22 protein-coding genes are annotated in these 26,529 nt (G+C 61.4%); 11 read left to right on the top strand and 11 right to left on the bottom strand.

Annotated features, from left to right (window positions below):
- Positions 1-221: 221 nt before the first annotated feature.
- From FY112_RS31760 to FY112_RS31740, 5 genes are all read right to left on the bottom strand, one after another.
- Positions 222-1,118: a dihydrodipicolinate synthase family protein gene (locus FY112_RS31760; RefSeq protein ID WP_131643541.1), complete on the bottom strand. Its 897-nt coding sequence runs from the start codon at positions 1,116-1,118 to the stop codon at positions 222-224.
- Positions 1,119-1,139: 21 nt separating this feature from the next.
- On the bottom strand, positions 1,140-2,759 hold the full coding sequence (locus FY112_RS31755) for an ABC transporter ATP-binding protein (RefSeq protein ID WP_151520181.1): 1,620 nt from the start codon (positions 2,757-2,759) through the stop codon (positions 1,140-1,142).
- Positions 2,752-3,681 carry an ABC transporter permease gene (locus FY112_RS31750; protein ID WP_131627327.1) on the bottom strand — a complete coding sequence of 310 codons (930 nt, stop codon included), beginning with the start codon at positions 3,679-3,681 and terminating at the stop codon, positions 2,752-2,754. Before FY112_RS31750 ends, FY112_RS31755 begins: the two co-directional genes overlap by 8 nt.
- Before the next feature lie 8 nt (positions 3,682-3,689).
- Complete coding sequence (locus FY112_RS31745) at positions 3,690-4,604, bottom strand: ABC transporter permease (RefSeq protein ID WP_131627681.1); 915 nt, start codon at positions 4,602-4,604, stop codon at positions 3,690-3,692.
- A 98-nt stretch (positions 4,605-4,702) separates the two neighbouring features.
- Positions 4,703-6,220: an ABC transporter substrate-binding protein gene (locus FY112_RS31740; RefSeq protein WP_151520180.1), complete on the bottom strand. Its 1,518-nt coding sequence runs from the start codon at positions 6,218-6,220 to the stop codon at positions 4,703-4,705.
- A 352-nt stretch (positions 6,221-6,572) separates the two neighbouring features.
- Here FY112_RS31740 and FY112_RS31735 point away from each other — a divergent pair, with 352 nt between their 5' ends.
- The 3 genes from FY112_RS31735 to FY112_RS31725 are packed head-to-tail and all read left to right on the top strand — an operon-like array spanning position 6,573 to position 9,843.
- Positions 6,573-7,763 carry an exo-alpha-sialidase gene (locus tag FY112_RS31735; RefSeq protein ID WP_151520179.1) on the top strand — a complete coding sequence of 397 codons (1,191 nt, stop codon included), beginning with the start codon at positions 6,573-6,575 and terminating at the stop codon, positions 7,761-7,763.
- Positions 7,764-7,765: 2 nt separating this feature from the next.
- Positions 7,766-8,725 carry a 4-hydroxythreonine-4-phosphate dehydrogenase PdxA gene (gene pdxA / locus FY112_RS31730; protein WP_131627321.1) on the top strand — a complete coding sequence of 320 codons (960 nt, stop codon included), beginning with the start codon at positions 7,766-7,768 and terminating at the stop codon, positions 8,723-8,725.
- Entirely contained in the window at positions 8,722-9,843 is a 1,122-nt protein-coding gene (locus FY112_RS31725; protein ID WP_131627319.1) for an iron-containing alcohol dehydrogenase, read from the top strand. The genes pdxA and FY112_RS31725 overlap by 4 nt, the downstream gene beginning before the upstream one ends.
- A gap of 192 nt (positions 9,844-10,035) precedes the next feature.
- Here the strand turns inward: FY112_RS31725 and FY112_RS31720 are convergent, their stop codons facing one another.
- From FY112_RS31720 to FY112_RS31705, 3 genes are all read right to left on the bottom strand, one after another.
- Positions 10,036-10,740, bottom strand: a complete 705-nt coding sequence (locus tag FY112_RS31720) for a FadR/GntR family transcriptional regulator (RefSeq protein WP_027664892.1) — start codon at positions 10,738-10,740, stop codon at positions 10,036-10,038.
- 3 nt (positions 10,741-10,743) lie between these two features.
- Entirely contained in the window at positions 10,744-11,772 is a 1,029-nt protein-coding gene (locus FY112_RS31715) for a four-carbon acid sugar kinase family protein (RefSeq protein WP_151520178.1), read from the bottom strand.
- Positions 11,773-12,674: 902 nt separating this feature from the next.
- Positions 12,675-13,751: a class I SAM-dependent methyltransferase gene (locus tag FY112_RS31705; RefSeq protein ID WP_094088132.1), complete on the bottom strand. Its 1,077-nt coding sequence runs from the start codon at positions 13,749-13,751 to the stop codon at positions 12,675-12,677.
- A gap of 181 nt (positions 13,752-13,932) precedes the next feature.
- Between FY112_RS31705 and FY112_RS31700 the strand changes: the two genes are divergently transcribed.
- Positions 13,933-14,997, top strand: coding sequence for a helix-turn-helix domain-containing protein (locus tag FY112_RS31700; protein ID WP_151520177.1), 1,065 nt, complete (start codon positions 13,933-13,935; stop codon positions 14,995-14,997).
- 450 nt (positions 14,998-15,447) lie between these two features.
- Here FY112_RS31700 and FY112_RS31695 read toward each other — a convergent pair whose 3' ends face one another.
- Entirely contained in the window at positions 15,448-15,738 is a 291-nt protein-coding gene (locus FY112_RS31695; RefSeq protein ID WP_131620663.1) for an I78 family peptidase inhibitor, read from the bottom strand.
- 242 nt (positions 15,739-15,980) lie between these two features.
- Here FY112_RS31695 and FY112_RS31690 point away from each other — a divergent pair, with 242 nt between their 5' ends.
- On the top strand, positions 15,981-16,313 hold the full coding sequence (locus FY112_RS31690; RefSeq protein WP_246700806.1) for a DUF917 family protein: 333 nt from the start codon (positions 15,981-15,983) through the stop codon (positions 16,311-16,313).
- A gap of 59 nt (positions 16,314-16,372) precedes the next feature.
- On the opposite strand, the gene FY112_RS31685 is transcribed toward FY112_RS31690, so the two are convergent.
- On the bottom strand, positions 16,373-17,623 hold the full coding sequence (locus tag FY112_RS31685; protein WP_151520207.1) for an NAD(P)/FAD-dependent oxidoreductase: 1,251 nt from the start codon (positions 17,621-17,623) through the stop codon (positions 16,373-16,375).
- Positions 17,624-17,702: 79 nt separating this feature from the next.
- Between FY112_RS31685 and FY112_RS31680 the strand changes: the two genes are divergently transcribed.
- Positions 17,703-19,244 (top strand): cation:proton antiporter, encoded by a 1,542-nt coding sequence (locus FY112_RS31680; protein WP_151520176.1) that lies wholly within the window; start codon positions 17,703-17,705, stop codon positions 19,242-19,244.
- 88 nt (positions 19,245-19,332) lie between these two features.
- On the opposite strand, the gene FY112_RS31675 is transcribed toward FY112_RS31680, so the two are convergent.
- Positions 19,333-20,391, bottom strand: coding sequence for a LacI family DNA-binding transcriptional regulator (locus FY112_RS31675; RefSeq protein ID WP_094088129.1), 1,059 nt, complete (start codon positions 20,389-20,391; stop codon positions 19,333-19,335).
- A gap of 245 nt (positions 20,392-20,636) precedes the next feature.
- Between FY112_RS31675 and FY112_RS31670 the strand changes: the two genes are divergently transcribed.
- From FY112_RS31670 to FY112_RS31650, 5 genes are all read left to right on the top strand, one after another.
- On the top strand, positions 20,637-21,620 hold the full coding sequence (locus tag FY112_RS31670; protein ID WP_151520175.1) for an autoinducer 2 ABC transporter substrate-binding protein: 984 nt from the start codon (positions 20,637-20,639) through the stop codon (positions 21,618-21,620).
- 126 nt (positions 21,621-21,746) lie between these two features.
- A complete protein-coding gene (locus FY112_RS31665) occupies positions 21,747-23,261 on the top strand; it encodes a sugar ABC transporter ATP-binding protein (RefSeq protein WP_151520174.1) in 1,515 nt (504 codons plus the stop codon).
- On the top strand, positions 23,254-24,282 hold the full coding sequence (locus tag FY112_RS31660) for an ABC transporter permease (protein ID WP_151520173.1): 1,029 nt from the start codon (positions 23,254-23,256) through the stop codon (positions 24,280-24,282). Before FY112_RS31665 ends, FY112_RS31660 begins: the two co-directional genes overlap by 8 nt.
- Positions 24,282-25,268: an ABC transporter permease gene (locus FY112_RS31655; protein ID WP_151520172.1), complete on the top strand. Its 987-nt coding sequence runs from the start codon at positions 24,282-24,284 to the stop codon at positions 25,266-25,268. The genes FY112_RS31660 and FY112_RS31655 overlap by 1 nt, the downstream gene beginning before the upstream one ends.
- Before the next feature lie 138 nt (positions 25,269-25,406).
- Positions 25,407-26,471 (top strand): IS110 family transposase, encoded by a 1,065-nt coding sequence (locus FY112_RS31650; RefSeq protein WP_151520171.1) that lies wholly within the window; start codon positions 25,407-25,409, stop codon positions 26,469-26,471.
- The last annotated feature ends 58 nt before the right edge of the window (positions 26,472-26,529 follow it).

Raw genomic sequence — 26,529 nt, 5'->3', positions numbered from 1 at the left:
TGCCGGCAGCGAGAATGACGATCGCGACTGACGCCTTACGCATAAGCCACCAGTCTTGCCGCGGCGACGGCATTGGACGAAGCACTCGGATAACAATGCAACGCCACGGGCTTTCCCTCGATACACGCACGTCGGGTCGCCAGTCGGCGTGTGTTCTCTCGAACTAATGGCTGCTTTCGATAGCCTAGATGTTTAGTCCCGGCATTGATGCAAGAACGATTTTATCCACGTTGACCCAATAGGAGATCATACTTCTTCAGGATTTCGGCAATCTTCTTGTCCTGTTCGGTATCGGCAAGCAACGCCGGCTGGCGGCTGGCGCCGACAGAGGAATCCTGCAGGTAGAGCGCGCGCTTGACCATGGCCGGCGGGAAACCGTGGGCGTAGAGGTCTGTGCGGAAGGCGGTGTAGATTTCCTGCTGACGTTCGGCTTCTGCGATATTGCCCGAGTTGAAGCCACCGACGATGCCGGCCAAGACGTCCGGCATGGCGTTCCCGAGACCGGAAATGCAGCCGGCAGCACCATTCTGCAGCGACCACAGGACCAGGTGGTCGGGACCGGAATAGACTTCGAAACCTTCGACTTCCTTGGAGACCTGAAGATAGGCAGCCAAGGTTTCCTGCGCGCCGCCGGAATCCTTGATGCCGGCGATGTTGCCGTGGGTGGCCAGCTTGCGGGCAGTTTCCGGCTCGATGTGATTCTGGGTGCGGGCCGGGATGTCGTAAAGATAGACCGGTGTGTTGACAGCGTCTGCCACCGTCGAGAAGTGGCGGATCAAGCCGTCCTGCGCGCAGGCGATGAAGAAGGGTGTAATGACGGCGATGCCGGTGACGCCGATGCGGTCGAATTCTTTCGCTAGCTGCAGGGTTTCGAACGTGGCGGGCATACCGGCATTGACGATGACATCGACCTTACCGCCGACTTCATCGACCACTTCCTCCAGCAGCTTGACCTTTTCGCCGTGGGTGAGTGCGGAAAAGTCACCATTGGTCCCGGCGCACATGATGTTGTTGCCGGCCGCGACCTGCCGGCGCACCTGGGCGCGGGTGGCTTCGTAATTGATGGTCTCGTCGTCGTTGAAGCATGTCACTATTGCGACGAAGGCTTTCTTGGTCATCATTCCACTCCGGTATCAATATCAGGCAACGCTTGCGAGGCGGGCGTTGCGGTTTGCGGCCTGCACGTCCGGGTCGGGATCGAGGCTGGCAGCGAGAAGCGCCTGCGTATAGGGCTTTTGCGGGTTGTTGAAGACTTGCGAGACGGTGCCAAGCTCGACGACCTCGCCCTTCTGCATGACCATTACGTAATCGGCGAAATCGCGCACCAGCGGCAAGTCGTGAGCAATGAAGATGAAGGCGATGCCCATCTCCTTGCGCAGCTTGTCGAGAAGCGTGATCACCTGCGCCTGTACCGACACGTCGAGCGCTGACACGGCCTCGTCGCAGACGATCAACTGCGGTTCGAGCGCTAGTGCGCGAGCGATGGCGATACGCTGGCGCTGGCCGCCGGAGAACTGGTGCGGGTAACGCCCCATGTGCTCCAGAGAGAGGCCGACCTGACCGAGCAGTTCGCCAACGCGTTCGCGCCATTTGGCCTTGGGCATGATTTCCGGGTGGATGACCCAGGCCTCGGAAATCAGCTGATAGACCGTCATGCGCGGGTTGAGCGACTGGGTGGGGTCCTGAAACACCATCTGCAGGTCGCGGCGCAGCTTGAATAAGTCACCCGGCGACATGGTGAAGAGGTCTTTTCCCTTCCAATGCGCGGTGCCGCCATCCGGCTCCTCCAGGCGCAAAAGGATGCGGGCAAGCGTCGATTTTCCCGAGCCACTTTCGCCGACGACGGCGACGGTTTCACCCTGCTTGAGGTCGAAGGAAACGCCCTTAAGCGCCTCGAAGTCGCCGTAAGACTTGCGGGCGTCCTTGACGCTGAGGATCGGTTCGCCTTGTGCTTCCGGCTCGTGCATTTCGCCCTTCCCGGGGGCGGCGGCGATCAGCTTTTTCGTATAGGCGTGCTGCGGGTTGCGGTAGACGTCGCGCACCGTGCCGCTTTCGACCAACTGGCCCTTTTCCATGACGACGACGCGATCTGCGACTTCCGAGACAACGCCGAGATCGTGGGTGATGATGAGAACGCCCATTCCTGTTTCGCGCTGCAATTCCTTCAGAAGTGCTAGCACTTCCGCCTGCACGGTTACATCGAGTGCGGTGGTCGGCTCGTCTGCAATCAGCAGGTCGGGTTTCAGCGCCAGCGCCATAGCGATCATGACGCGTTGACGCTGACCGCCGGAAAACTCGTGCGGGTATTTGTCGAGCGCCCGTTCGGGGTCCGGCAGCGCAACGCGCTTGAAAAGGCGCAACGCTTCGGCCTGTGCCTGCGTCGTGCTGATGCCGTGGGTCTTCAGCGCCTCGCGCATCTGCCAGCCGACGGTATAGACCGGGTTGAGGTGGCTGAGGGGGTCCTGAAAGATCATGGCGATGCGGCGGCCGTTCACCTTGCGGCGGGCTTCGGCGGACATTTTCAACAGATCTTTGCCGTCGAGAAGAATCTCGCCGGATGTGATCTTGCCCGGCGGCATGTCGATCAGGTTCATGATCGCAGATGACGATACCGATTTGCCCGAACCGCTCTCGCCGAGGATGGCAAGCGTTTCGCCACGGTCGAGATAGTAGGAGATGTTGCGCACGGCGTGAACGGTGCCGGTGACGGTGTGGAAGTCGACGGAGAGGTTACGGACTTCGAGAAGATGATCAGCCATTTTTCGGTCCTTTCATTTCCAGGCGCCAGCGCTGGACGGGGTCGAGCGCAATACGCAGCCAGTTGGACAGAAGGTTGAGCGAGAGCGTAGTAAGAATGATCGCCAGACCAGGCCAGAAGGACAGCCACCAGGCATTGGTGAGGTACTGGCGGCCCTGGGAAATCATCAGGCCCCAGGTGATTTCCGGCGGCTGGATGCCGATGCCGAGGAAGGAAAGCGCGCTTTCCGCCAGCATGACATAGGCGAAATCAAGCGTGGCAAGCGTCGTCAGCGTCGGGAAGACGACGGGCAGGATGTGGCGGAAGAGAATGCGCTTGGACGATGCGCCCATGACTCGTGCGGCCTGCACGAACATGCGGCTCTTGATTTCCAGAACCTCGGCTCGGGTGGTGCGCAGATAGACCGGAATACGGGTGATCGAAAGGACCAGCATCAGGTTGAGGATGGACGAGCCGAGAATATAGAGCACGATCACGGCGACCAGTAGCGACGGGAAGGACATGATGACGTCGGCAAGACGCATGATGATCTGACTGGTTCGCTCCGACGCGAAGCCGGCGACCAGGCCGAGCAGCGTGCCGACAACAGCCGAGATCAGCACGGCGCCGGCAGCGACCATGATGGTGTTCTGAGTGGCGACGATGATGCGTGGCCAGAGCGGGCGGCCCAGCGCATCGGCGCCGAGCCACATGAACCATTCGCGGCTGAAATCGAACGGCGCGAGGTTACGGCCGCGCAGGTTCTGCTTGGTGGCGAGGTCATCGAGAATGGTCGGGCCGATGATCGCCATGACAATGACGAAGACGAGGAAGATGGCGGCGCAGAGCGCAAACTTGTCCGCCCACAGCATGCGCGCCATGCGTACGAAGGCGCTTGGCTCGGCGGCGACGGTGTTGTCGGTCGTGTGGGATGGGATGGCCATGTCGATCCTCAGTAGCGGATGCGCGGATCGAGCAGAGCGTAGGCAAGGTCGATCACGAAGTTCATGAGGAAAATGGCGAAAGCTGTGACGAGGATCGCCGCAAGCACGACGTTGAAGTCACGCTGCAGGATGCTGTCGATCATCAATTTGCCGACGCCGGGGAAACCAAAGATGGTCTCGATGATGACTGCGCCGTTCAAGAGGCTGGCGGCCTGATCGCCGATGACGGTGATGACCGGCAGCATGGCGTTGCGCAGTGCGTGGACAAAGATGATCGGCCCGGATTTGACGCCCTTGGCGCGGGCCGTCTTCACGTAAGCGGAAGAGAGCGCCGAAATCATTGAACCGCGCACCACCTGAACGATGATGCCGAAGGGGCGTACGAACAGCACGCAGATCGGCAGGATCCAATGCGACAGCGTACCTGTGCCAGATGTCGGCAGCCAGGACAGCTGGATGGCAAAGACCACGATCGCGACGATGGCGAGCCAGAAATCAGGGACGGAAGCGCCGATCAGCGACACCACCGAGGAAAACCGGTCGAAGAAACCGCCGGTGCGGAAGGCGGCAAGCGAGCCGACGACGATAGCCGCGATGGTGACCAGCGTCATGGTGATGATGGCGAGCCACAGCGTCCAGATGAAGGCTTCGAGAACGACATCAAGTGCCGGCCGGGCTTTGCGCAGGCTTTCGCCGAGGTCGCCGGTCACCACATTGCCGACATACTGGCCGAACTGCACGAGAAGCGGCTGGTCGAGTCCGTGCAGTGCACGAAACTCGGCCTTCATTTCGGCGGATGCTTCGACGGGGAGGAACAGGGAAGCCGGGTCGCCTGTCAGGCGCGACAGGAAGAAGACCATGACCAGCAGGCCGACGAGCGAGATGAGGCTGGCGAAGGCGCGCTTGCGAATGAAAGTGAGCATGGTGACCTCGATCTTGCTGGAATGGACGGCGGCAGGACCGCCGCCCATTTCGCTTCGATTGGGGCGATTAGGGTCGCCCTTCAGATTATGGTCGGGGGTTAGTTCTTGATGCCAATCTCGGAGAGCTGCAGCATCGAGTTCGTGGCGATGCTGGGCTTGAAGTCCAGACGTTCGGACACGCGGGAATAACCGACCATGTGGAAGAGCAGGACATCGGCGACGAGATCGTCGTGGACATAGGCGATCAATTCCGACCACAGCTTTGCACGTTCATCACCAGTGGCGGCCGAAGCGCGGGCGATGAGATCATCGACCTTCGGATCGGAGTAACCCGACTGGGTGCCATTCGAGTGGTACTTGAAGAACATGGTGAAGGACGGGTCACCCTTGGAATTGTCGTGCATGGCGGCAACGATCTGCGGACCACGACCTTCCTTGAACGGCTTCGAGTAATAGACCTCATGCTCGGCCACCTCGACGAAGCGCAGGTCTATCTTGAAGCCGACGTCCTGTAACTGTGTCTGGATGGCTTCCATGATTTCCGTCACGTTCGGGAAGTTTGCCGTGCGGGCGACAACAGTGATCGGGGTATCGACCGCAACGCCGTCAGCCTTTGCTTCTTCAAGCAGTTTCTTGGCCTGATCCGGTTCGTACGGGAAGACCTTTACGTCCGGGTTCCAGCCGAGCGTCGTCGGCGGCACCAGAGCCGTTGCCAGGACCGCGTCCTGTGGCACGAGCGTGCCGATGAAGGCCTGACGGTCGATGGCGAGGTTCAGCGCCTTGCGGACACGGATATCATTGAGCGGCGCGATGTTGCCATCGATGCGCAGATACACCGTTTCGCTGTCGAGATAGGAGAAGTCGGTCTTGACGTTGGTGGCTTCGACCTGCGAGATCGACGGAGCGAGATCGGCTTCACCGGCCTGAACCATGGCGGCGCGGACGGCTGGATCGGCACGGAAGAGATAGGTGGCCTTGGTGACGGCGGGCTTCTTGCCCCAGTAGTCGTCGCGCGCATCGAGAACAATCTGCTGGCCTGGCGTCCAGTTGGACAGCTTGTAGGGGCCGGTGCCGACCGGCTCGCGGACGAACTCCAGTGGCGTGCCTTCCGGAACGATGGTGACGAGCGACAGCAACAGAGGCAGGATCGGCTGAACCGGCTCGACCTTGAAATCGACGGTGTTGTCGTCGACGACCTTCACGTCGAACTTCATGCCGCCGAAATAACGGCGGGATTCGCAGACGTTCTTGTCGCTGAAAATGCGATCGAAGCTGTATTTGACATCTTTGGCGCCAAAGGCCTTGCCGTCGGAGAATTTTACGCCCTGACGCAGATGGAAACGCCAGGCGCCATCGCCGGTCTGTTCCCATTTTTCAGCGAGGCGGGGCATGACGCCCTGTTTACCGCGCACATCGAGCTCGGTCAGCGTTTCACTGACATTCTCCATGATGACGCGGCCGATATTGGAGCGCGTCGCCATGCAGGGCTCGAGCAAGTCGGCTTCTTCCGGCAAAACGATCTTGATGTCGCTCGAGGCGGCCTGTGCCGGAGCGACGCCGGTACCGAGTGCAAGGACAGAGCCCAGAATGGCTCCGAATAGGCGCGAGGTTTTCATGTCATTCTCCTCCCTTTGGGTGCAGATCGCACCGCTGCTGTTCATCTGGTCAATGGCCTTTCGGCAGTGCGGCCGAAAGGCATTCCTCCTTGAGACCCCTGTGCGTCGGTCGGGATGCCTCCGTCCTTTTCGTCGCTATGAGCGGGCTGGCGCAGACCATCGGATTTCTGGGCAAGTTTGTCAAATTAAATATTCGGAACTATCATTTTGTACAAAATTTACCTTCATAAAACCACCTAATTTCAAATACATGCATCGATAATTTGGACCGTCAATGGCAAATGTGTGAGTTTTTCAAACTTGACAACTTTTTTATTTTGGTGATTTTCATGGGGGTTAAGAGGAGACCCCGATGACGCCTGAACAGATCGCGACCGTCATGACCGGCACGGTGAAAGCCGCCGGAAACGGACGACACGAGGCCATGCTGGCCTCACCGATGATCCAGAACCACGCATCCTTCTTGCACCTTGCCGTGGATGGCTCGCTGATCTGCGCTTGGTTCGGCGGCACATTGGAAGGAAAGTCGGATATCTCGATCTTTGCTTCGGTTCTGGCGGCGGGGTCAGATAGATGGGGTGAGCAGCAGCGGCTGAGTTTCGATCCTGACCATTCTGAGCAAAACCCGGTTCTGTTTGCGGCGCCCGGTGGCGGCCTGTTTCTGTTCCACACCTCGCAGCCTTCCGGCAATCAGGACGAATGCCGTATCCGCATGGCCGAGGTAAAGCGCGATGCCTCCGACCAGACAAAGCTGACAACGGGCGACGGGCGTTACCTCGACCTTCCGCGGGGCTGTTTCGTTCGCGCACCGCTGACGATTCGCGACGATGGCGCTTGGCTTCTGCCGATCTTTCGCTGCATCCAGCGGCCGGGCCAGAAGTGGAACGGCAGCCATGACCGCGCCGCCGTCGGCATTTCCGAAGATGGCGGCAAGACCTGGCGTCTGGAAGATCTTGAGCATTCGATCGGCTGCGTACATATGAGTCCGGTGTCCATTGGCGACGGAAAATTTGCCGCCGTGTTCCGTCGCAGGCAGGCCGATTTCGTCTATCGCACCGAGAGCGCCGATGGCGGGCGTACGTGGTCTGTGCCGCAGGCGACCGACGTGCCCAACAACAATTCATCGATCGCCGCGATCCGCCTGAAAGATGGCCGTATCGCAATGATCTGCAACCCGATCAATGCGGACATGTCCGCAGATCGCCGCGCCTCGCTTTACGACGAGCTGGGCAAGCACGACGATCGGCCGGATGCCAACCCGGATGGCGGCTGCGTGCCGATCTGGGGCGTGCCGCGCGCACCGGTCAGCGTCTGCATTTCCGATGACGGGGCAAAGAGTTTTTCGCAACGAATCATCATCGAGGAAGGTCTGGGCACCTGCCTGTCGAACAATTCGATCGACGGTCACAACAAGGAAATGTCCTATCCGTGGCTGCTCGAGGGAACCGACGGCAGTCTTCACATCGCCTATACTTATTACAGGCGCGCCATCAAATACGTTCGTCTGGCGCCAGGCTGGGCCAGTGCAGTAGCCGGAGAATAATCATGAGCAATATCATCGGCATCACCATGGGTGACCCTTGCGGCGTCGGACCAGAAATCACGGTGCGGGCGCTGGCCGAAATGGGCGATACGGACCGTGCCGCCACCCGCATCTACGGCAACCTGCCGACGCTGGAAGCGGCCCGCAAGGCGCTGAACGTCGTTATCGATCTTGCACCCTACGTCGTTGATCTGCCGATCGAAGGTGCACCGCTGCCATGGGGCCAGATGTCGCCGGTCGCCGGTGATGCGGCTTTCCGTTTCATCGAAAAGGCGGTCCGCGATGCTGAAGCTGGGGTGATCGGCTGCATCGTCACCGCGCCGATCAACAAGGAAGCGCTAAATCTTGCCGGCCATCATTACGACGGCCATACCGGCATGCTGCGCAGCCTGACGAAATCGGCGGCCGCCTATATGCTGCTGGCGTCCGAAAAGCTGAAGGTCATCCACGTTTCCACCCACGTCTCCCTGCAGGAGGCGATCCGCCGCGCGACCAAGGAGCGGGTGCTGGCGACCATCAGAGCCGGCAATGACCACCTAAAGCGCACCGGTTACGAGCGCCCGCGCATCGCGGTTGCCGGCATCAACCCGCATTGCGGCGAGAACGGCTTGTTCGGCACCGAGGATGACGACCAGATCGCGCCGGCCGTGGCCGCCGCCCGAGCCGAAGGCATCGATGCTTATGGTCCGATCTCGGCCGACACGGTGTTCCACCGCGCCTATTCCGGCGGCTTCGATCTCGTTGTGGCGCAATATCACGACCAGGGCCATATCCCGATCAAGCTCGTCGCCTTCGATACGGCCGTTAACGTCTCCGTCGACCTGACGATCGACCGCACCTCAGTCGATCACGGCACCGCCTTCGACATCGCCGGCAAGGGCATTGCCAACCACGGTAACATGCTGTCGGCCATCGCCTACGCCCGTAAGCTGGTTGCAGACGGTAAAGGAGAGCAGGTATGAGCAGCGTTCCCGTCATCATCCTGCATCAACCGAAACGGCTTATCGTCGGCGCCGGAACGATCGGCGAGGTCTGCACCTGGGCCGGAGAGGTTTCCTCGACGCTGGTGATTGCCACGCCGATCACCGCGGGCTTCGTCGACCGGCTGAAACTGCCGGGCAAGGTCGCCGTGTTCGATGCCATTCCCGGCGAGCCGGAGATTGCAACGCTCGACGCTGCGCTGGCAGCGGCGCGCGCGGCAAAGCCGGATCTGGTGGTCGGTCTCGGTGGCGGTTCCGTCATGGACGTCGCCAAGCTGCTCGCTGCCCTTTGGGACAGCGAGCAGACGTTGGCCGATGTCGCCGGCTCCAACAAGGTAGCAGGACGCAGCACGCGTCTGGCGCAGATCGCCACCACGGCCGGCACTGGCTCGGAAGCGGGCATCCGCTCGCTAATCACCGACCCGATCAAGGGCGCCAAGATTGCGGTCGAAAGCCCACATCTGATCGCCGATCTTGCCGTGCTCGACGCGGAACTCACCTATTCGGTGCCGCCGGCCGTGACCGCTGCAACCGGCGTGGATGCCATGGCCCATTGCGTCGAGGCATTTACCAGCAAGCGCGCGCATCCGATGATCGACGGCTTTGCCCGCATGGGCTTTCACCTCGTCGGCAAATATCTTGCCCGCGCTGTGAAGGATGGATCCGACCACGAAGCCCGCGAGGGGCTGATGCTGGCGTCCTATTACGGGGGCATCTGCCTCGGGCCGGTGAATACGGCGGCGGGCCATGCCATCGCCTACCCGCTCGGCACGCTATTGCACCTGCCACACGGGCTCGCCAATGCCATCGTGTTTCCGCACGTGCTCGCCTTCAACGAGCCAGTGGCGCAGGAAAAGACCGCAGAGGTGGCGCAGGCGCTGGGCCTCGGTCACGGTCTTTCGCAGGCGAATCTGCGCGCAGAGGCCCTTGGTTTCTGTGCCGATCTCGGCATCGAGATGTCACTGGCGAAACACGGCGCGACCGAAGCCGACCTGCCGCGCTTTGCCGCGGATGCGCATGCCATCCGCCGCCTGATGGACAACAACCCGGCTGATATGAGCGTCGATGACGTTCTGGGAATATATCGGGCCAGCTTCTGAGACGCCAGCCTTGAGGACGAAGGCGGTGCAGTGATGCGCCGCCTTTTTTGTTTTTGGGGAGTGGATCGTAGTGGAGGGCTAATCTGGGCGAATAGTCGAGGCCTAATCGAGGCAAGCGGTGACCACCCCTTGTGATGGGGCCGAAGGGCGACGACAGGCCAGAAGGGACTGCCAACAGCCTGGACAGCCGCCCTACTGATGTGACGACTGGAACAGCCTTTCGCGCGAGCCCTTCAGATGCTCCAGCATCAAGCGTCGCGCTTCGTCCTCGTCGCGGTTGGCGATGGCTGTCGCAATCGCTTCATGTTCGGCGAACACGCGGGACAGGCCGGATGCTTCTCGTTTGATCGAGGCGCCGTGGAACTTCATGCCGACAGCAATGTGGTCCTTCAGCGCTTCCATGGCAGTGGAGAAATAGTTGTTCTGCGCGGCGCGGGCGATGGCGAGATGGAACTGGAAGTCAGCGTCCTCACGATGCGATTGGCGGTTCGTGGCATCGCGCAGCAGTTCCAGCGCCTGACGGATCGCTTTCAGACTGTCGGCATCGTGGCGGATTGCGGCGGCCGCGGCGGCTGTCGGTTCCATCGTCAGGCGGAACTCGTAACAGTTGAGAAGGTCGGCGACATTTTCCAGCTGGCCGAAACCGAGCGGATTTCGCAGGCCGACCGAGCGGACGAAGCTGCCGGCACCGCGACGCGAATAGATCAGGCTCTGGTCCCGCAGGCGTTTCAGCGCTTCGCGGATGACCGGGCGAGAAACCTCGAATTCTGCAGCAAGATCATGTTCGGTCGGCAGGCGCTCGTCGGGCTTGTAGGCACCAGACTTGATGGCGCGCAGCATGCGTTCGAACACGATATCGGCAAGCCCCCTTCGGACGGTTCCAGTTTCCAGTCCCATATCTCAACCCGCCTTCCGCAGCACCATTTCTGCAATGTTCTTCAACGTGTCCGGCTGACCAAATCCGCCGGATTTGGCAATGATGCAACGCCCATTTGCGGACGCTAGACCGAGACCCGGCAGGCATTCGCCATGCAGCCGCATTCGCGACAGCCCAAGTCGGCGCAGCACTGCTTCCGCCGTTGCTCCTCCAGACAAAAGAAGTGTACCGTCATTGCGGACAAGGTATTCTAGCACACCATCGGCCAACGCATCCGCCACGGCTTTCGGACTGACGCCTTCTGAGCCTGGCGTCGCCTGAACGAGCGTTAATTCGGCATCGGTCGCCGGGGATCCGTTGAAGATACCGTTCGGGGCTGGCAAATATTGTAAGGCCAAGTTCATGCGCAAGTGCTCGACCTGCGCAAGCGTGATCGGGTCCCGCGAGCCGATCACAAAGGTGATCCGGCCGGTCGGGATGGTTGCCGCTTGCGCCTTGGCCATCGCCGTCATTCGGCACGCGAGTGCTTCGGCAAGGCCACGCGCGCCAACCAATAGGTCTGTGCCGTCGGTTTCAGCAATCTGGAGAACGGCCTCCATGTCAGCGGACGAACGGGTATCCGGCGCGCTGGCACGGCCGGCATGCGCCCCAAGCCTGTCGGCAATGTCGATCGGCGTGGCGACACCGAAACCTGTCACTCTGCCGGCTTCGACGAAACGATCAAATTGAGGAATGGCCGGTGCAACAACGGCCCGAGAATAAGGTATTGCGTCAAGTTCGGCGGCGATATTGCCCTTGAGCCGCGAGTCGACTTTCTTGAACAACCGCGTTCCCGCCGGCAACAGAGCGACGACGGCAGCGGTAGCCGCCCGCGCTTCGTCCGGACTAATCTCGCGAGTATCAACGTTAATTGAAAGGACGTCGGGCGCGCTCTTCACGATGTCAGCGATAGCTTCTTGATGAAGAGCAACTTCCGTGTAGAGACCCCGGCCGGCAAACGGCGCTGCCGAGTCTAACGCACCGGTCAGATCGTCTGCGAGGATCGCTAGCATTCACTTTGTCTCACACCATGTTGTAATCTTTATACATACGGCTTGCGCTTAAATGTCAACGCTTTCGGCATCGAGAATTACATATCATCGGCTTTCGCACCTGCAGATATCCGTGCTCACCCTCGTACACTGGGTGGTTTAGTCCCTGGGTCTTATGGCGTATTCTTGTCGCGATCGCAGAGGGAGTCTCTATGGGCCAATTTCTTCATGGGCAGCGCCAAGACCACGTACGTCGTTCGAGCAGGGCTACCGTTATCGGAAGCTCCCAACCGAGGCGCTTGCACGGCGATACGGCACCAACGAGAAAACCGTGAGGAAAAGGCGATCTCGACTAAGCGAGCTCGTCGGCGCTTCGAAATGGGCAAAGCCGCGTCGCTGGCTCAAGCTGTGTGGCTGCTACTGGAGGGAGGGGTTCGGGCCGTGACGCATCCGGACCGAGAGCGTGGGTGCATGATCTCCAGCGGCACGACAGCCTGCCATCCAGACCACGCGACGCTTGCCCGTGATGCAGCTGCCCGACGTGATGCCATGCGCGAACGCATCGCTGATGCACTTTCATCTTTCGCAGCTAAGGCCGACGCGCACCGTCTCGCACGTTCCTTATCGGCTGTCATGCAAGGCATGTCGGTCCAGGCGCGCGACGGTGCGACGCCGATGGAGTTGCAGAGATCGTTGAAGAGGTGGTTTCGGGTTTCGAAGCGCGGCGTCCACGGGACGCACGAAGACTTTCATCGCGCCCGAAGAGTGACTGAGTACCGGGCTGCGGCCGATATCGCCCCGGCGCCATTCATTCTCTATCTCGACGACCTCTGGCCGGGTTCGGCGGCAATGCAGGCTCCGTGCAAACATCGGAGGCCTGCATTGGTCGTGCCAAGTCCGGCGCCCTCAGTCGCCGGCCTCTGTCAGAGGCGGGCTTCGAGGATCAGGTTGAACGGCGTCTGCATCGCCTTGCGGAAGCGGGTGAAGCCCGCCTTGCGGAAGATGTCCTTGAGCCTTGCCTCGCCGGCCTGGGCACCCAGCACGGTGTGACCTCCATCAGAAATCGCATGGGCACAGCAAATCGTCGTCGAAGCGGCATAGTAGAGCCGACCGACAGGCGAGATATTGTCCTCTACCCTGTCGTTGGCGAAGGGCTCGACCAGCATTACGCTGCCGTCCTTGGCAAGGGCGTTGGCTGCATGCGTGGCGGCTGCCACCGGATTACCCATGTCGTGCAGGCAGTCGAAGAAGCAGATGAGGTCATAGCCCTTCCCCGGATAGTTCTCCGCCCGCGCGGTCGAAAAGGTCGCGCGATCAAAAACGCCCGCCTCGCTCGCCACTTTGCGTGCTTCGTCGACCGACTTCTCGTGCGTGTCGAAGCCGTGGAATTTCGACTTTGGGAATGCCTCCGCCATCAGCACCGTCGAATGGCCGTGGCCGCAACCGACATCGGCCACCAGTGCGCCTGCCTTCAGCTTCTCCACCACGCCATCGAGCGCCGGTAGCCATTCCGGCACGAGGCTGGCGCGGTAGGCATTGCGGTAGAAGGAAGCGACGCCGCAAAAGAGTCGGCCATCATGGTCACCCCAAGGGATGCCGGCGCCGGTGCGGAAGGCCTCGACCGCCTTTTCCTCGTCGGCCCACATGGAAGCGGGCGTTGCCCAGGCATTCGGGATGAAGACGGGGCTGTCCTCGTTCGCCAGCACGAAAGCCTGTTCCGGCGTCAGCTCATAGGTGCCGCTGACGGCATGATAAGTGACATAGGCACCGGCCACCTGCGAATTCAGCCATTCGCGCACATATCGTTCGCTGCAGCCGGCGCGACTGGCGATTTCACGAGATGTGAGCGGCCCGCGGTCGGCCATTGCCTTATAGAGACCGAGGCGGTGGCCGAGGCTGACCATGACCCCGCCATAGCCGGCGGAAAGATCGCTAACGACGCGACCGACCAGCGTCTCGAGCTTTGCACTGTCGATGGTCTTGGTCTGCATGGTATCCATGATGTTTCTCCCTGGTTGGAAACCTCCGTTCGAGGTGGGGGGAGGATCGCAGGCGACGAGGGTGAGCGGCAGAGCGGTGCAGGCCATGATCGGGCCATTTACGCCACGCAAAGCCGGAAGCTGTCGCGTTCGACGTGCCCCCGCTGCGCTCCGGGGTTATTATTGCTGCAAAGGGGAACCGATGATGACGAGAACGCAGCAGGAGGCTGAGCGGGCGCCGGCGCCGCAGCTGCTCCATGTCAGCCTGGTGGCGCTGCCGGAGGCGGCACTATCGACGTTGAGCGGTATCTTTGATGTAATGAACGCCTTTTCCATCGTACCTCCGGACGGCGGCATTACGAAGACACCACCTTTCCAGGTCGAGATCGTCGGCGAACGGGCCGGCCCGCTGACGCTGGCCAGCCGCGTGCCGATTGTGGTGCAGCGGCCGGTCGCCGAAATCGACCGGACCGACATCGTCATCGTGCCGTCAGTCGTGCTCGGGCCGGAAGGCTGGGTGAAGCGCCGCTATCCTGCGCTGGTGGAATGGTGCCGGAGGATGCACGCGAAAGGGGCGCTGATCTGCTCAGCCTGTTCGGGAATCTTCCTGCTTGCCGAGACCGGGCTGTTCGATGGCGCCGATGCCACCGTCCATTTCGGCTATGCCCAGACGTTCCGCGACGCCTACCCGCAGGTCCCGATCCATCCGGAACAGGTGCTGGTGGTCGCTGGCCAACGGGACGAGTTGATTACGTCCGGCGCCTCGATGACATGGCACGATCTCGTGCTCTACCTTATCGCCCGCCATGCAGGGGCGACGGCGGCGCAGACCGTGGCCCGCTATTTTGCGCTGCAATGGCACCAGGACGGGCTGGCTCCCTACATGGTCTTCGAGGGGCGGCGCGACCACCGCGACCAGGCGATCCAAACTGCACAGGACTGGCTTGCCGCCCATTATTCCGTCGCCAATCCGTTGGAGGAGATGGTCAAGCGGGCGGGGCTGACGGAACGGACCTTCAAGCGACGGTTCACCCAGGCGACCGGCATGAGCCCGATCGCCTATGTTCAACGGCTGCGGATCGAGGAGGCGAAGCGGCGGCTAGAGCGAACTGAGGCTTCCGTCGACGAGATAAGTTGGCAGGTAGGGTACGAGGAGTCCGCCTTCTTTCGACGTTTGTTTAGGAGGATAACCGGCTTGGCTCCGGGGAACTATCGCCGCCGGTTTCAGGTGCCGGCCTATGCTAGGCGGCCTTCTAGTGGCAAATAGAATTCTGGCCAATCATCTCCGGTGTTGAGCATGACATATGGTCGGAGGATGTGCAGCAATCAGCGTTCAGCGGCTGCGCGACAAGAGAATTGTGCAGCCTAACATTCCGTGAGCAAGACCGGCTGCCACCCGCCTGACGGATGACTTTGCCCCACATGGCGACGAACCGACCACAGCGCCTCGACGCAATGATCCTTCTTGAAGCCGTGTTGCCGTGCATCGGGCAGGATCCGCGCGGGAAGCATAGAACCTAATGGTCTGGAAGTTGCTGTCGGCCTTCTGTTTAGGAGGCGACATTTGATGAACCAATCAAACACGGCGCGATCAAAAGCAGCAAATCCTAAAGCTCGCTCTCGGCTGTTCCCCTCTGGAGGTTTTGACCTTCACATCTCAAGGGCCGCGGCTCTCCGCTGGCCCTTTTTCTGGCGGCGTTGCAGCGATCGAGGCGTCTTAGCCGCACCTGGCTCCAACAACCCGACCGGACGCAGGATCGGTCTCGATCGTCACCCGGTCCTCTCTGAAGTCATGGGTCACCATCTGACCCGGCTCGATCTGGCGAACGGTCTTCGAGTTCGTGATCCGCATCGCCTCGACGTCTGTCGGCTTTGGCTTGCCAATGAGGCTTTGGGCGGCGTCAGCATTGCACGGCCCTTTGCGCGGCGTTGTCGAAGCAGTATCGGCACTGCATGAGGCCAGAACTGAAACCACTCCTACGACAAGAAGTGGGACGGGCTTGAGCATGGAGTATCTCCTTCAGGATCGCTGTAATCGTTGGTCGAGCTCAGCCAACAGAACGTTCAGGGGCGTCTAAGCCGGATCTGCCGCTGGCCTTTGTCAGAGTTTCGTGATTGATATTTGCGACTATGACTACGCCGCAAGTGACATGCCCTCGGCCTTTGCCTATCCGGAGCTGCAGATGGTAACGTTCACTAGGCAACTCCGCCACGCCCAAGGTTCTCTGCGACGACACGGGCAACGCATTGGTGATCGAAACGGTCAGCAATGCCTGGACGGAGCGCCTGGCACGTGCCGCCACCGTCAAGATGGGCGGCTCGGCGCTGCTCGCCTTCTACCCGATGAGCAGCAGGCAGGCCAAGGCCTGCGTCGTTCGCGGCACGCTCTCGCTCTGCGCCAATCTGGGCTTGGAGTTGCGTGAAAGCCGTCTTTCGAACGGCGATCCGGTCGGCGCGATTGCTAACAAGCTCGGTGCCTCCGTCCTCTTCCACTGTCGCCCGACGGACATTGACCGCCGTACGGTCGGCGGCTTTGCCCGATCTATAGTTGCACATAAACAATCCGAACCGGGCAAATCATGAAATTCTGCCAACTGGTGATGGTCGGCAAGTGCGCTGTGGATCACCAGATGCACGCTATATCACGAGGGTGTTAGAACAGCTGCAGCCTGGTCGGCGGCCCGCAACCCGCTTTCCCATGCGCCATGCGCAGTCGAAAAGTCGGATTGATGCGTCGCCTCGCCGGCGAAAAACAGCCGGTCGCCGACCGGGCGCGCCAGGACTGCGCGTGCGCCGGCATGGCCGGGCAGCGCATGGCTGTAGGAGCCGCCTATCCAATCGGTACGACACCAGGAAGAGGCTGCCAGGGGCCGCAGGTGGCGGCGGATGTTGCTGCCGAGCAGTGATGAAAGCTGGTCGAGTGCGAAGGCAAATGCCTCCACCAAACCCGCGCGCTCGATGACGACAGCGCCGTTTCCGCCGAAGAAGCCTTCGATGATCGGCCGGCCGAATGGCCGGATATAATAGCTGCCGGTCTCGGCATTTTGCGGGTCGCCGAGCAGATGGGTTTCCGGCTCGAGACCATGATTACCATGGAGTTCCAAAAACAGCTTGTCGGCGAGGCCAAGCGGCAGCTGACTTGCGGCGTGGAGGTGATCGTCGGCCTTCGGGCCGCAGTCAATGGCTCCGCGGGCCAGAACGGTGGTCGATGATGTGATGATCGCGGCAGCTGCTTTGACCGGACCGCGGTCGGTCTCCAGCTGAACGCCGCTCCCTATCAATGCCACGCGTCGAACGGGAGACGCGAGGCGCAAGGCGACGGTCGGAACGACCGCGCTGATCAGGCTTCCATAGCCTTCGTGCACCCGCCAATTGGCGTCGGTCGCCGCATTGTCATAGGCAAGAAAATCAGCGACCGACAGCCGATCCAGCGATGCGCCGTTCAGATATCCGCTGAGCGACTGGCAGTAGGCGTTCCATTTGCCGTCAGGCTCCAGCGCGTCCGACGCCCTGTCGCTCGCGGGGGGGCTGGCCCGCATCCGCTCCTCAAGCGCGGTCCAAGCCGCCGCCGCCGCCGCGCGCTCATCCTGCGTGAAACCGAGATCGCGCCACTGGCTCTGCCACGCCGTAGTTCCGCGCTCGATGTTGAACCCGGCGGTACGGCCGATGGCGACGAGAGGATTGCGCTCGGCAGAATGCAGCCAGCCACACCCCATATCCAGCGGCATTCCGGTCAATTCGATTGTCCAGGCTCGTCCGCCAACGCGGTTGCTGGCCTCCAGGATGATGACCGAGCGGCCGGCATCGGCCAGGCTTTTTGCTGCTGCAATGCCGGCCGCGCCGGCGCCGACAATCGCAACCTCGTAGTCCATGATCGCCCTCCGCCGCTGCATCAGCAGCTTGATACGACACAAGCTTTACATCGGGGCTGCACCCGCTTCAATGCGCTCGAAAGCCTGCTAGTATGCTGAAATGACGTTCTTCGAAACACTCGTTGCATTGCTGGCGGTTGCCATCCTGCTGCTGCAGGTCACACGTCGCATGCGCCTTCCCTACCCCGGCATTCTGGCTGCCGCCGGCGTCGCCGTGGCGATGTTGCCCGGCGCGCCCACGATCCCCATCGATCCGCCGACGGCGCTCGCTCTGTTCATCGCGCCGGTCCTTGTCGATTCGGCCTATGATTTCCCGGTGGGCGCGGCGCGGCGCATGCTGCTGCCTTTGTTCTTCTATGCTGTTGTTGCCGTTCTCGTCACGACAGGCGTGGTGGTGTCGATTAGCATGCTGACGGTCGGGCTTTCGATTGCGGTTGCGGTCACACTCGGCGCAATCGTTGCGCCGCCCGATGCCGCAGCCGCCACCGCAGTCCTTTCCAATTTGCCCGTCGCCCGCCGTGTGGATGCCCTGCTCAAGGGAGAAAGCCTGTTCAACGATGCGACCGCGCTGCTGCTTTTCGGGGCTGCGCTCACTGTCCAGGCGCGGGGTGGGCTGGATGCCGGGACGGCGCTTCAGGTGGGGTTCGCCGCACCTGGAGGGATCCTGTTCGGCATCGTCTTCGGCTATTTCGTCTCGCGGCTTCGGCCGATAACCGAAAATACGGTTGGTGGGACCCTGCTTCAGTTCGTCTACGCTTTTTCGACCTGGCTGATCGCCGAACATCTGCACCTGTCGGCCGTCCTTGCCACCGTAGCGAGCGCAATGACGATCGCCACCCTCTCTTCGGTCAAGGATTCGCCGCGGATGCGGGTGCATTCCTTCGCGGTCTGGACGACTGTCGTCTTCCTGTTGAACGTGGTGGCTTTCCTGCTGATGGGGCTGCAGGCGCGTCGCATCCTCGAGACGATGTCGGCTGAAGAGCTTCAGCGGGCGATGGGATTTGCCGCCATCGTGGTGGTCGGCGTCATACTGGCGCGAATGGCGATGGCGTTCCTGCTTCACGCCGTCGTCGCGTCTCGCCACCGAAGAGGCAATGAATTGGCGCCTTTCACATCCGGCGAGACATTGCTGGTGGGTTGGGCCGGCATGCGCGGCCTCGTTACGCTGGCGACCGCCTTCGCGCTCCCCGCCGACTTTCCGGAACGAGACCTGGTCGTGCTCACGGCCTTCTCGGTGGTGCTCGCAACCCTGGTCATCCAAGGGGCGACCTTGGCACCGATGATCCATCTCCTGAAACTCGGTCGTCAGGCAGAAGTCCGCGATGAACTCAAGGCGGCCCGAAGATCGCTCGCCGAAGCCGCATTTCAGCGGCTTGAGAAGGAAGACGGCACTGAGGCCGAAGCGATCCGGACGATCTGCAAGGAACATTGGGCCGCATCAAGCGATGCAATCAAGACCTCGCCGCACGATCGCCGCCGCGACCTGACGATCGCCGCCGTCCTCGCCCAGCGCCAGCGCCTTGAGGAATTGCGCGACACGGATCAGATCGGCGCGACGCAATATCTCGAGCTGCAGGAAGACCTGGACTGGAAGCAGCTCTCCGTCGGCTCCGATGAAGATCGCCGCATCACAGAAAGCTAGATCCGATAAGGCAGGTGTCGATGCCAACACGATCGGCATCAAACAGTCCGTTGCTCCGTCAGCCCAGCGTCTCCGACGAAGCAGGACGCTACTCGATATCCCTCAGCGCATCGAGTGGGCCGGTCAGCGCCGTGCGCGGTGGCACGAGTGTCGGCCGCACCAGATGCGTGATTGGCGGGCCGCGATCCGTATCGAGGATCGCAAACCCCTTGGTGATCATCGCCTCGCTGTCCTGCCGGATCATGAAGACGGGGAAAGGCAGGAAGGAGCCGAAGGGATCGTAGTCATAGCAGCCGACGATGATATCGGCGAAGGTCTCATGCGGGTGCAGCGCGAGGAAGCGCATCAGCCCTTCGAGGTTGATCGAGGAATTGACGAAGAATGCGCGCGGCAGCTTTCCGTGGCCTTCGTAGAAGGCTTCGAAGGCGCGGGCAGTCATGGCGGGGGAGTAGCCGGTCGGCTGGATACAGACGTCCGGATCCGCGCCCAGCAATGCGCGCTTTACGTCGCGGAAACCGCGAATTCGTTCATGGCTGGCATGGTCGTTGCGGCCGCCGAACAGGTACAGATCGTCGGGTGAAAGCGGGCCATCTTCTTGCGCGCGTTCGATGATCGCCTGTGTCAGCATGCGCGCACCTTCATGATTGTCGCTGATGATCGACGGCGCCAGCGTGCCCGGCAGATCGATGTTGACGTGCTTCAGCCCTGCCTTTTCGCAAACCTTGTGCACACCATCCGGATCGGTTGCGCCGGCGATGAAAAGCTCGTCGATCGAATAGGAGATCAGCGTCTCGACGACCTTGCGCTCCTCCTCCGGGTCGCGACAGGCACTGACGACGAGAGGGCACTGGCCGCGGCTTCTCACCTGCGCCTCGAAAGACTGCGCCATGGAGGAGAAATAGCGGTTGTCGTGCACCGGCAGCAGAAGACCGACGAGACCGGAGCGGGACGAACGCAGGCCACGGGCCTGCAGGTTTGCCGTATAGCCGTGCTCATTTGCCAGGTTCTGAATGAGCTGCGCCGTCGCCTCCTTGATACGCCGCTTCCGCCAGCTTCCGTTCAGCACGGCGCTCACGGTCGAAGGCGACGCACCCGATAGCATCGAGAGATCGTAGATCGTCGCCTTCTTCTTGCCGATGTCGGTCATATCTCGCCTTTCCTTTGTCGCTTCCCTTAGAAACAAACCCCTCTTGACGAAAGCCCTGCCTTGATCGATAGTCATTGCACCATCGATTGTGCAAAAAAGAAAGATCGATTGTGCAAAGATGGTTCGCCGGAGGAGGCGAGATGGGAGGCAAGGGTATTCCCTCGCCAAGAAGCAACCAGGAACAACCTGCCGCAAACCGGCCGGTGGTCGTCGTTCGTATGAGCGACCTTTGAGGAGGAGTGAGGATGAGGAGCCTTATCGTAGCGGCACTTGCCGCATCGCTGTCGCTTGCCGGGGCGGTGGTCGCGTTTGCGCAGGACGCGCCGAAGGTCGGCGTTGTCGTCAAGATCGGCGGCATTCCCTGGTTCAACGCGATGGAAGCCGGGATCAAGGAACAGGGCCAGAAATTAGGCGTCGATGCCTTCATGATCGGCCCGACCAGCGCCGACCCGGCGCTGCAGGTGCGCGCCATCGAGGATCTGATTGCCCAAGGCGTCAAAGTCATTGGTGTGGTTCCGAACGATGCAAAGGTGCTCGAGCCCGTGCTCACCAAGGCGCAAGCCGCCGGCATCAAGGTCATTACGCATGAATCACCCTCGCAGAAGGGCGCCGACTGGAATTTCGAACTCGCATCGGCCACCGGCTTCGGTGAAGCGCATGGCAAGCTGCTCGCCGAGAAAATGGGCGGCAAGGGTGAATATGCCGTCTTCGTCGGTTCGTTGACCGTGCCGCTCCACAACGCCTGGGCGGATGCCGCAATCGCCTATATCAAGGCGAATTACCCGGACATGAAGCTCGTCGGCGAGCGCTACGGCGTGGCGGAAGACGTCGACAAGAGCCGCTCGACGGCGCTCGATCTCATTGCCGCGCATCCGGATCTGACCGGCTTCCTCGCCTTCGGCAGCCAGGGTCCGATCGGCGCTGGGCGCGCCATCGAGGAACGCCGCAAGACGGGCAAAATCTTCGTGCTCGGCCCGTTCTCGCCCGGCCAGGGCCAGAAGCTGATCAAGTCCGATGCGATATCGGGCGGCTTCATGTGGAATCCGAAACAGGCCGGCGAAGTCTTCGTCACGCTCGCCGATCGCCTGATCAAGGGCGAAAGCATCAAGGAAGGTGATGACATTCCGGGTCTCGGGGTGATCAAGCCTGTTGGTAACGACATCATCGTCGATCAACTGCTGCCGATCAACAAGGATACGGTCGACGACCTGGCCGCAATGGGCCTCTGAAGAGGCCCCCTCCCCGGGTGTCGGGCTGGTCCATGTCGACCGGCCCGGCGTTCGGGAAAGAGAGCGGTATCCGGCCATGGCCGGACCATTGACCTTTCATGGCATTCGACTGGACAGGCAACCGGCATGAGCACGGCAACGGATGATGGTGTGAAGGCGCAGCCGCTTCTTTCGCTTCGCGGCATCAACATGACATTCGGTGGTGTGAAGGCGCTGAAAAACGTCTCCTTCGAAGTCTTGCCCGGCGAAGTGCATTGCCTCGCCGGCGAGAATGGATCCGGCAAGAGCACGTTGATCAAGGTGATCTCCGGCGTTTATCGGCCTGCAGACGGCGCCGAGATCGTCTTCGACGGTGAGACGATATCCCACATGACGCCTGGCATGGCCCAGTCCCGCGGCATCCAGATCATCTGGCAGGACCTCGCGCTTTTTCCGGAAATGAGCGTGGCTGAGAATATCGCCTTCCAGACCCTTTCCGGTTCGCGCCCGCGCTTCGTCAACTATGCCGAGATTCGTAGAATTGCCGAGGAAGCACTCGCCCGGCTCGGCGTCACCCTCGACGTCGACAGACCCCTCAAGGACTTCGCCATCGCTCAGCGCCAGATCGTCGCCATTGCCCGCGCGCTGGTCGGAGAGGCCCGGATCGTCTTCATGGACGAGCCGACCGCCTCCCTCACCCAGTCGGAGACCGATCATCTGCTGGCGATCGTGCGCACGCTGTCGGCCTCGGGCGTTGCCGTGGTCTTCGTCAGCCATCGTCTTGCGGAAGTGCTGGACATCTCCTCGCGCATCACGGTGCTGCGCGATGGCGCGCTGGTCGGGGTCTATCCGGTGGAGGGCATGACCCAGTCTAAGATCACCGAGCTAATGACCGGCCGCACCTTCGACCAGAACGTTCGCGCCCGCAACGTATCGCAGAACCCAGTCCTGCTCTCCGTCAGCAAGCTTTCCCGGCCTGGCGAGTTCGAGGACATTTCCTTCGATCTGCGCCGTGGCGAAACGCTCGGGATCACCGGCCTGCTCGGCGCAGGGCGCACCGAGCTTGCGCTGACGCTGTTCGGCATGCGCCGGCCCGCAGCCGGCACGATCGTGCTGGAGGGAAGAGCTGTGCGCTTTGCCTCCAATCGCGAGGCGATCACATCAGGCGTCGCCTATCTCTCCGAAGACCGCCTTTCGCTCGGTCTCAACCAGCCGCAATCCATCGCCGACAATCTGGTCATGGCCTCGCTTAACCGCATCCTGAGCGGCCGGCTTATTTCACCGGAGAAGAAAGGCTCGCTGGTCGCGCGCTGGATCGCCGATCTCGGCATCAGGATCGGCAAGCAGGACGATGCGATCTCGACGCTTTCGGGCGGCAACCAGCAGCGCGTCGCGATCGCCAAATGGCTCGCCACCGATCCAAAAGTGTTGATCCTCGATGCGCCCACGGTCGGCGTCGATGTCGGCGCGCGCGCCGGCATTTTCGAAATCGTTGCCCGCCTCGCCGAGGCGGGGCTTGCGATCATCCTCATCTCGGACGAGGTGCCGGAAGTCTATTTCAACGCCGACCGGATCATCCATATGGAAAAGGGGCGCATCGCCGGCTGGCACGACCCGCGCGCGACCACACTGAAGGACCTGGAGGCGACGGTCTATGCGTAAGCTGTTCGTGGCCTACACGACTGAATTCGTCTTGTTTGCGGTCATCATCGCGATGAGTGTTGTCCTCGCTTTTACGACCGACCGCTTCTTCACGCTCGGCAATGGGTTCGACCTGCTCAATATCAGCGCGGTCAACATCATTTTTGCCGTCGGCCTGCTCGTGGTGCTGATATCAGGCGGCATCGACATCTCCTTCGCCGTCGCCGCCTCGATCGTGCAATATGTCACTGCACTGGCGCTTGAGCGGATCGGCGGCGGCGGCTGGGTGTCCGGTCTGCTGATCGCGGCCGGTATCGGGATGGTGCTCGGGATGATCAACGCCTTCCTGATCCACCGCTTCCGGATTATCTCGATCGTCGCGACGATCGCGACCTTCAACGTTTATTTCGGCCTGCTGATGTTCTTCACCAAGGGCGTGTCGATCTACAATCTGCCCGACTGGCTGACGACCCGCGTCATCATCTATGAGCGCGAAATGGCCGATGGGAGCTGGGCTGAGATCACCTTGCCGGTTGTCGTCATGGGCGTCTGCACGCTCGCCACCTGGCTCTTCATTACCCGCACGACCACTGGCCGCCAGCTCTATGCCTTTGGCGACAATCCGGAAGGGGCGCGCCGCTTCGGCATCAATATCGGCGCCATGCAGTTCATCGCCTTCGGTTGGCTTGGATTGATGGCGGGCATCGCCGGTCTCATGCAGGCGCATTATGCGCAGGAGGTCGTGCCGAACGCACTTTATGGCCGCGAGCTCGATGTCCTGGCTGCGGTGGTGCTCGGCGGCGCGCGGCTGGGCGGCGGCAAGGGCTCGGTGCTCGGTTGCGTGCTGGGCGTACTGCTCGTCTCGATCACCCAGAACGGCCTCAACCTGATGGGCGTCTCGCCCTTCGCCTTCAAGATGATCGTCGGCGCGATCATCCTCGTTGCGATCACCTTGTCGAGCGCCCGCATCGGCAATCTGGTGCCGGTGTTTGCGACCCGCAAATTGACCGGCGGCAGGCCTGCAGACAGGGGAGAGAGCTGATGAACGCGCTCGCCGCCCGCTTCAACGCCATCTTCGGGGCCGACATGGCCGGTCCCCTCGCCGCGCTGGCGGCGGTGCTTGTCGTCTTCGGTTTCGCCTCGCCGCATTTTCTGACGGGCGCGACCTTCGGATCGGTTGCCTTTCAGCTTCCCGAGCTTGGCGTCCTGACGCTTGCCATGCTGATGCCGATCCTCACCGGCGGCCTCAACCTTGCGATCACCTTCACCGCCAACATCGCCGGCCTGACGCTCGCCTGGACGCTGCAGGCCAATGGCGGCATCGATGCCGGCCCGGGCGCCTTTCTGCTCGGCTCGTTGCTGGCGCTTGCCTTCGGCGCGGCCAGCGGTCTGGTCATGGGCCTCGTCATCGCCTTTACCCGCGCCCATCCGATCCTCGTTTCGCTGTCGATGATGATCTTCCTGCGCGGCCTCGGCGAGTTCCTGACGCGCGGCGGCGATATCTCGGGCTTCCCCACCTTCATCGCTCCGATCGGCCACGGCAGCATCCTCGGCATCCCCGTCCCGTTGCTGATCCTGATCGCCTGTGTGATCGCCAGCCACATCCTGCTCTCGCGCTCCAAGCTCGGCTTTTCCACCTATATGATCGGCTCCAATATCGAGTCTGCCCGCTATTCCGGCATCAACACCCGCAAGGTCCTGGTGCTGGTCTACATGCTCTCCGGCGTGATGGCGGCGGTTGCCGGCATCATCATGCTTGCCCGCTTCAATTCGGTGCGCGTCGGCCACGGCGAATCCTATCTGCTGATCACCGTGCTCGCCTGCTTCCTCGGCGGCATCAATCCCTTCGGCGGCTTCGGCCGCGTCCTGCCAGTCTTCGTGGCGCTCATCGTGCTGCAGCTTCTCTCTTCGGGGCTCAACCTGCTCGGCGCCAACCAGCATCTCACCACTGCCGTCTGGGGCATCCTGCTCATCGTCGTGATGGTGCTGCGGTGGCTCTCGGCCAAGATCATCAGAATTGTGAAATAGGAGGTGGCATGAAAAAGGCCGCGCCCGTTGAGAGAACGGATCACTGAGATGCAGATGATGATCGAGGGACAGTCACACTTCCAGCCTTTCGGCTTATCCTATTGGGGTTTCGAAGATCTCAATAAGGGAGTTGGAAGCATGACTGCCTCTTATGAATACCATATCGGGGTCGACTACCACAAATCCTATAGCCACCTGGTGGTTCAGGACAGCAGCGGCAAGACGCTGAGATCCGGCCGGGTGAAGAACGACCGACAGTCGCTCGGCGGGTTTCTCGAACGCTATCGGGAGAACTCGCATGCGGTTGTCGAGGCGACGCGCAACTGGATGGTGATGTACGACTGGCTCGACGACATTTGTGATGATGTCGTTCTCGCCCATCCGCTGAAGGTCAAGGCGATCGCCGACGCCAAGATCAAGACCGACAAGATCGACGCGACGGTTCTGGCACATCTGCTTAGAGCCGACCTGGTACCCGAAGCCTGGGCGCCAAGCGAGAGATCGCGGGATCTTCGCGTCGCGCTGCGCGAGCGGATGTTTTACGTGCGCCTTCGCACGATGACCAAGAACCGGATCGTCACGGTGTTCGACCGCTATCCGGAGCAGACGGCGCAGTTGAAGAAGCTCGGTGATCTGTTCGGCAAGGCCGGCCGCGTCCAATTGGCTCAAGTGAACGTCTCTGAGATCGACCGCATCCAGATTGACCGTGGTCTCGCCTTCATCGGCGACATCGACATGCGGATCAAGCAGTCGGAAGCAACGATCCGGGCGATGACCAAGGCCAATGCCAACGTCAAGCTGTTGAAGACGATCCCCGGCATCGGCGAGTTCTTCGCCCGGCTGATCGATGCGGAGATCGACGACATATCGCGGTTCCGCCACCCGAAGAAGCTTGCCGCCTATGCCGGGCTTGTGCCGTCGACCTATTCCTCCGGCGGCAAGACCTTCCACGGCAAGATCATCAAGCAGGGCAACAAGTGGCTGCGCTGGGCCTTCGTCGAGGCGGTAACCCCTGCCATCGCCAGCGATCCACAGCTGCGCGCCCAATACGAGCATCTGAAGATCAAAGGCATAAACAAGGCGCGGGTTGCCATCGCGCGCAAGCTTTTGACGATCGCCTTCCAGATCCTGCGTGACCAGCGCGCCTACGAGCCGCGCGGCACCGCCACAATGGAAGGCGCGACGATATCCCGGTTGTCCTAATGGTCGTTTAGCGAGCTCGGCAGGACTGGGCTGCGCTCCTCTAGGAGAATGGGAAACC

It is taken from the genome of Rhizobium sp. PEPV16 (genome assembly GCF_008919455.1).
GTDB classification, from domain to species: Bacteria; Pseudomonadota; Alphaproteobacteria; order Rhizobiales; family Rhizobiaceae; genus Rhizobium; species Rhizobium leguminosarum_Q.
The sequence above is the reverse complement of the archived record's forward strand: the minus strand, read 5'-3'. Positions and strand labels throughout refer to the sequence as shown.

What these genes read in the sequence shown, in the direction of transcription:
- FY112_RS31755 (WP_151520181.1), bottom strand. Translation starts at nt 2,759, where the DNA reads ATGGCTGATCATCTTCTCGAAGTCCGTAACCTCTCCGTCGACTTCCAC.
- FY112_RS31700 (WP_151520177.1), top strand. Translation starts at nt 13,933, where the DNA reads ATGATGACGAGAACGCAGCAGGAGGCTGAGCGGGCGCCGGCGCCGCAG.
- FY112_RS31705 (WP_094088132.1), bottom strand. Translation starts at nt 13,751, where the DNA reads ATGGATACCATGCAGACCAAGACCATCGACAGTGCAAAGCTCGAGACG.
- FY112_RS31745 (WP_131627681.1), bottom strand. Translation starts at nt 4,604, where the DNA reads ATGCTCACTTTCATTCGCAAGCGCGCCTTCGCCAGCCTCATCTCGCTC.
- FY112_RS31680 (WP_151520176.1), top strand. Translation starts at nt 17,703, where the DNA reads ATGACGTTCTTCGAAACACTCGTTGCATTGCTGGCGGTTGCCATCCTG.
- FY112_RS31720 (WP_027664892.1), bottom strand. Translation starts at nt 10,740, where the DNA reads ATGGGACTGGAAACTGGAACCGTCCGAAGGGGGCTTGCCGATATCGTG.
- FY112_RS31725 (WP_131627319.1), top strand. Translation starts at nt 8,722, where the DNA reads ATGAGCAGCGTTCCCGTCATCATCCTGCATCAACCGAAACGGCTTATC.
- FY112_RS31685 (WP_151520207.1), bottom strand. Translation starts at nt 17,623, where the DNA reads ATGCAGCGGCGGAGGGCGATCATGGACTACGAGGTTGCGATTGTCGGC.
- FY112_RS31760 (WP_131643541.1), bottom strand. Translation starts at nt 1,118, where the DNA reads ATGACCAAGAAAGCCTTCGTCGCAATAGTGACATGCTTCAACGACGAC.
- pdxA (WP_131627321.1), top strand. Translation starts at nt 7,766, where the DNA reads ATGAGCAATATCATCGGCATCACCATGGGTGACCCTTGCGGCGTCGGA.
- FY112_RS31655 (WP_151520172.1), top strand. Translation starts at nt 24,282, where the DNA reads ATGAACGCGCTCGCCGCCCGCTTCAACGCCATCTTCGGGGCCGACATG.
- FY112_RS31735 (WP_151520179.1), top strand. Translation starts at nt 6,573, where the DNA reads ATGACGCCTGAACAGATCGCGACCGTCATGACCGGCACGGTGAAAGCC.
- FY112_RS31695 (WP_131620663.1), bottom strand. Translation starts at nt 15,738, where the DNA reads ATGCTCAAGCCCGTCCCACTTCTTGTCGTAGGAGTGGTTTCAGTTCTG.
- FY112_RS31715 (WP_151520178.1), bottom strand. Translation starts at nt 11,772, where the DNA reads ATGCTAGCGATCCTCGCAGACGATCTGACCGGTGCGTTAGACTCGGCA.
- FY112_RS31750 (WP_131627327.1), bottom strand. Translation starts at nt 3,681, where the DNA reads ATGGCCATCCCATCCCACACGACCGACAACACCGTCGCCGCCGAGCCA.
- FY112_RS31650 (WP_151520171.1), top strand. Translation starts at nt 25,407, where the DNA reads ATGACTGCCTCTTATGAATACCATATCGGGGTCGACTACCACAAATCC.
- FY112_RS31660 (WP_151520173.1), top strand. Translation starts at nt 23,254, where the DNA reads ATGCGTAAGCTGTTCGTGGCCTACACGACTGAATTCGTCTTGTTTGCG.
- FY112_RS31740 (WP_151520180.1), bottom strand. Translation starts at nt 6,220, where the DNA reads ATGAAAACCTCGCGCCTATTCGGAGCCATTCTGGGCTCTGTCCTTGCA.
- FY112_RS31675 (WP_094088129.1), bottom strand. Translation starts at nt 20,391, where the DNA reads ATGACCGACATCGGCAAGAAGAAGGCGACGATCTACGATCTCTCGATG.
- FY112_RS31670 (WP_151520175.1), top strand. Translation starts at nt 20,637, where the DNA reads ATGAGGAGCCTTATCGTAGCGGCACTTGCCGCATCGCTGTCGCTTGCC.
- FY112_RS31665 (WP_151520174.1), top strand. Translation starts at nt 21,747, where the DNA reads ATGAGCACGGCAACGGATGATGGTGTGAAGGCGCAGCCGCTTCTTTCG.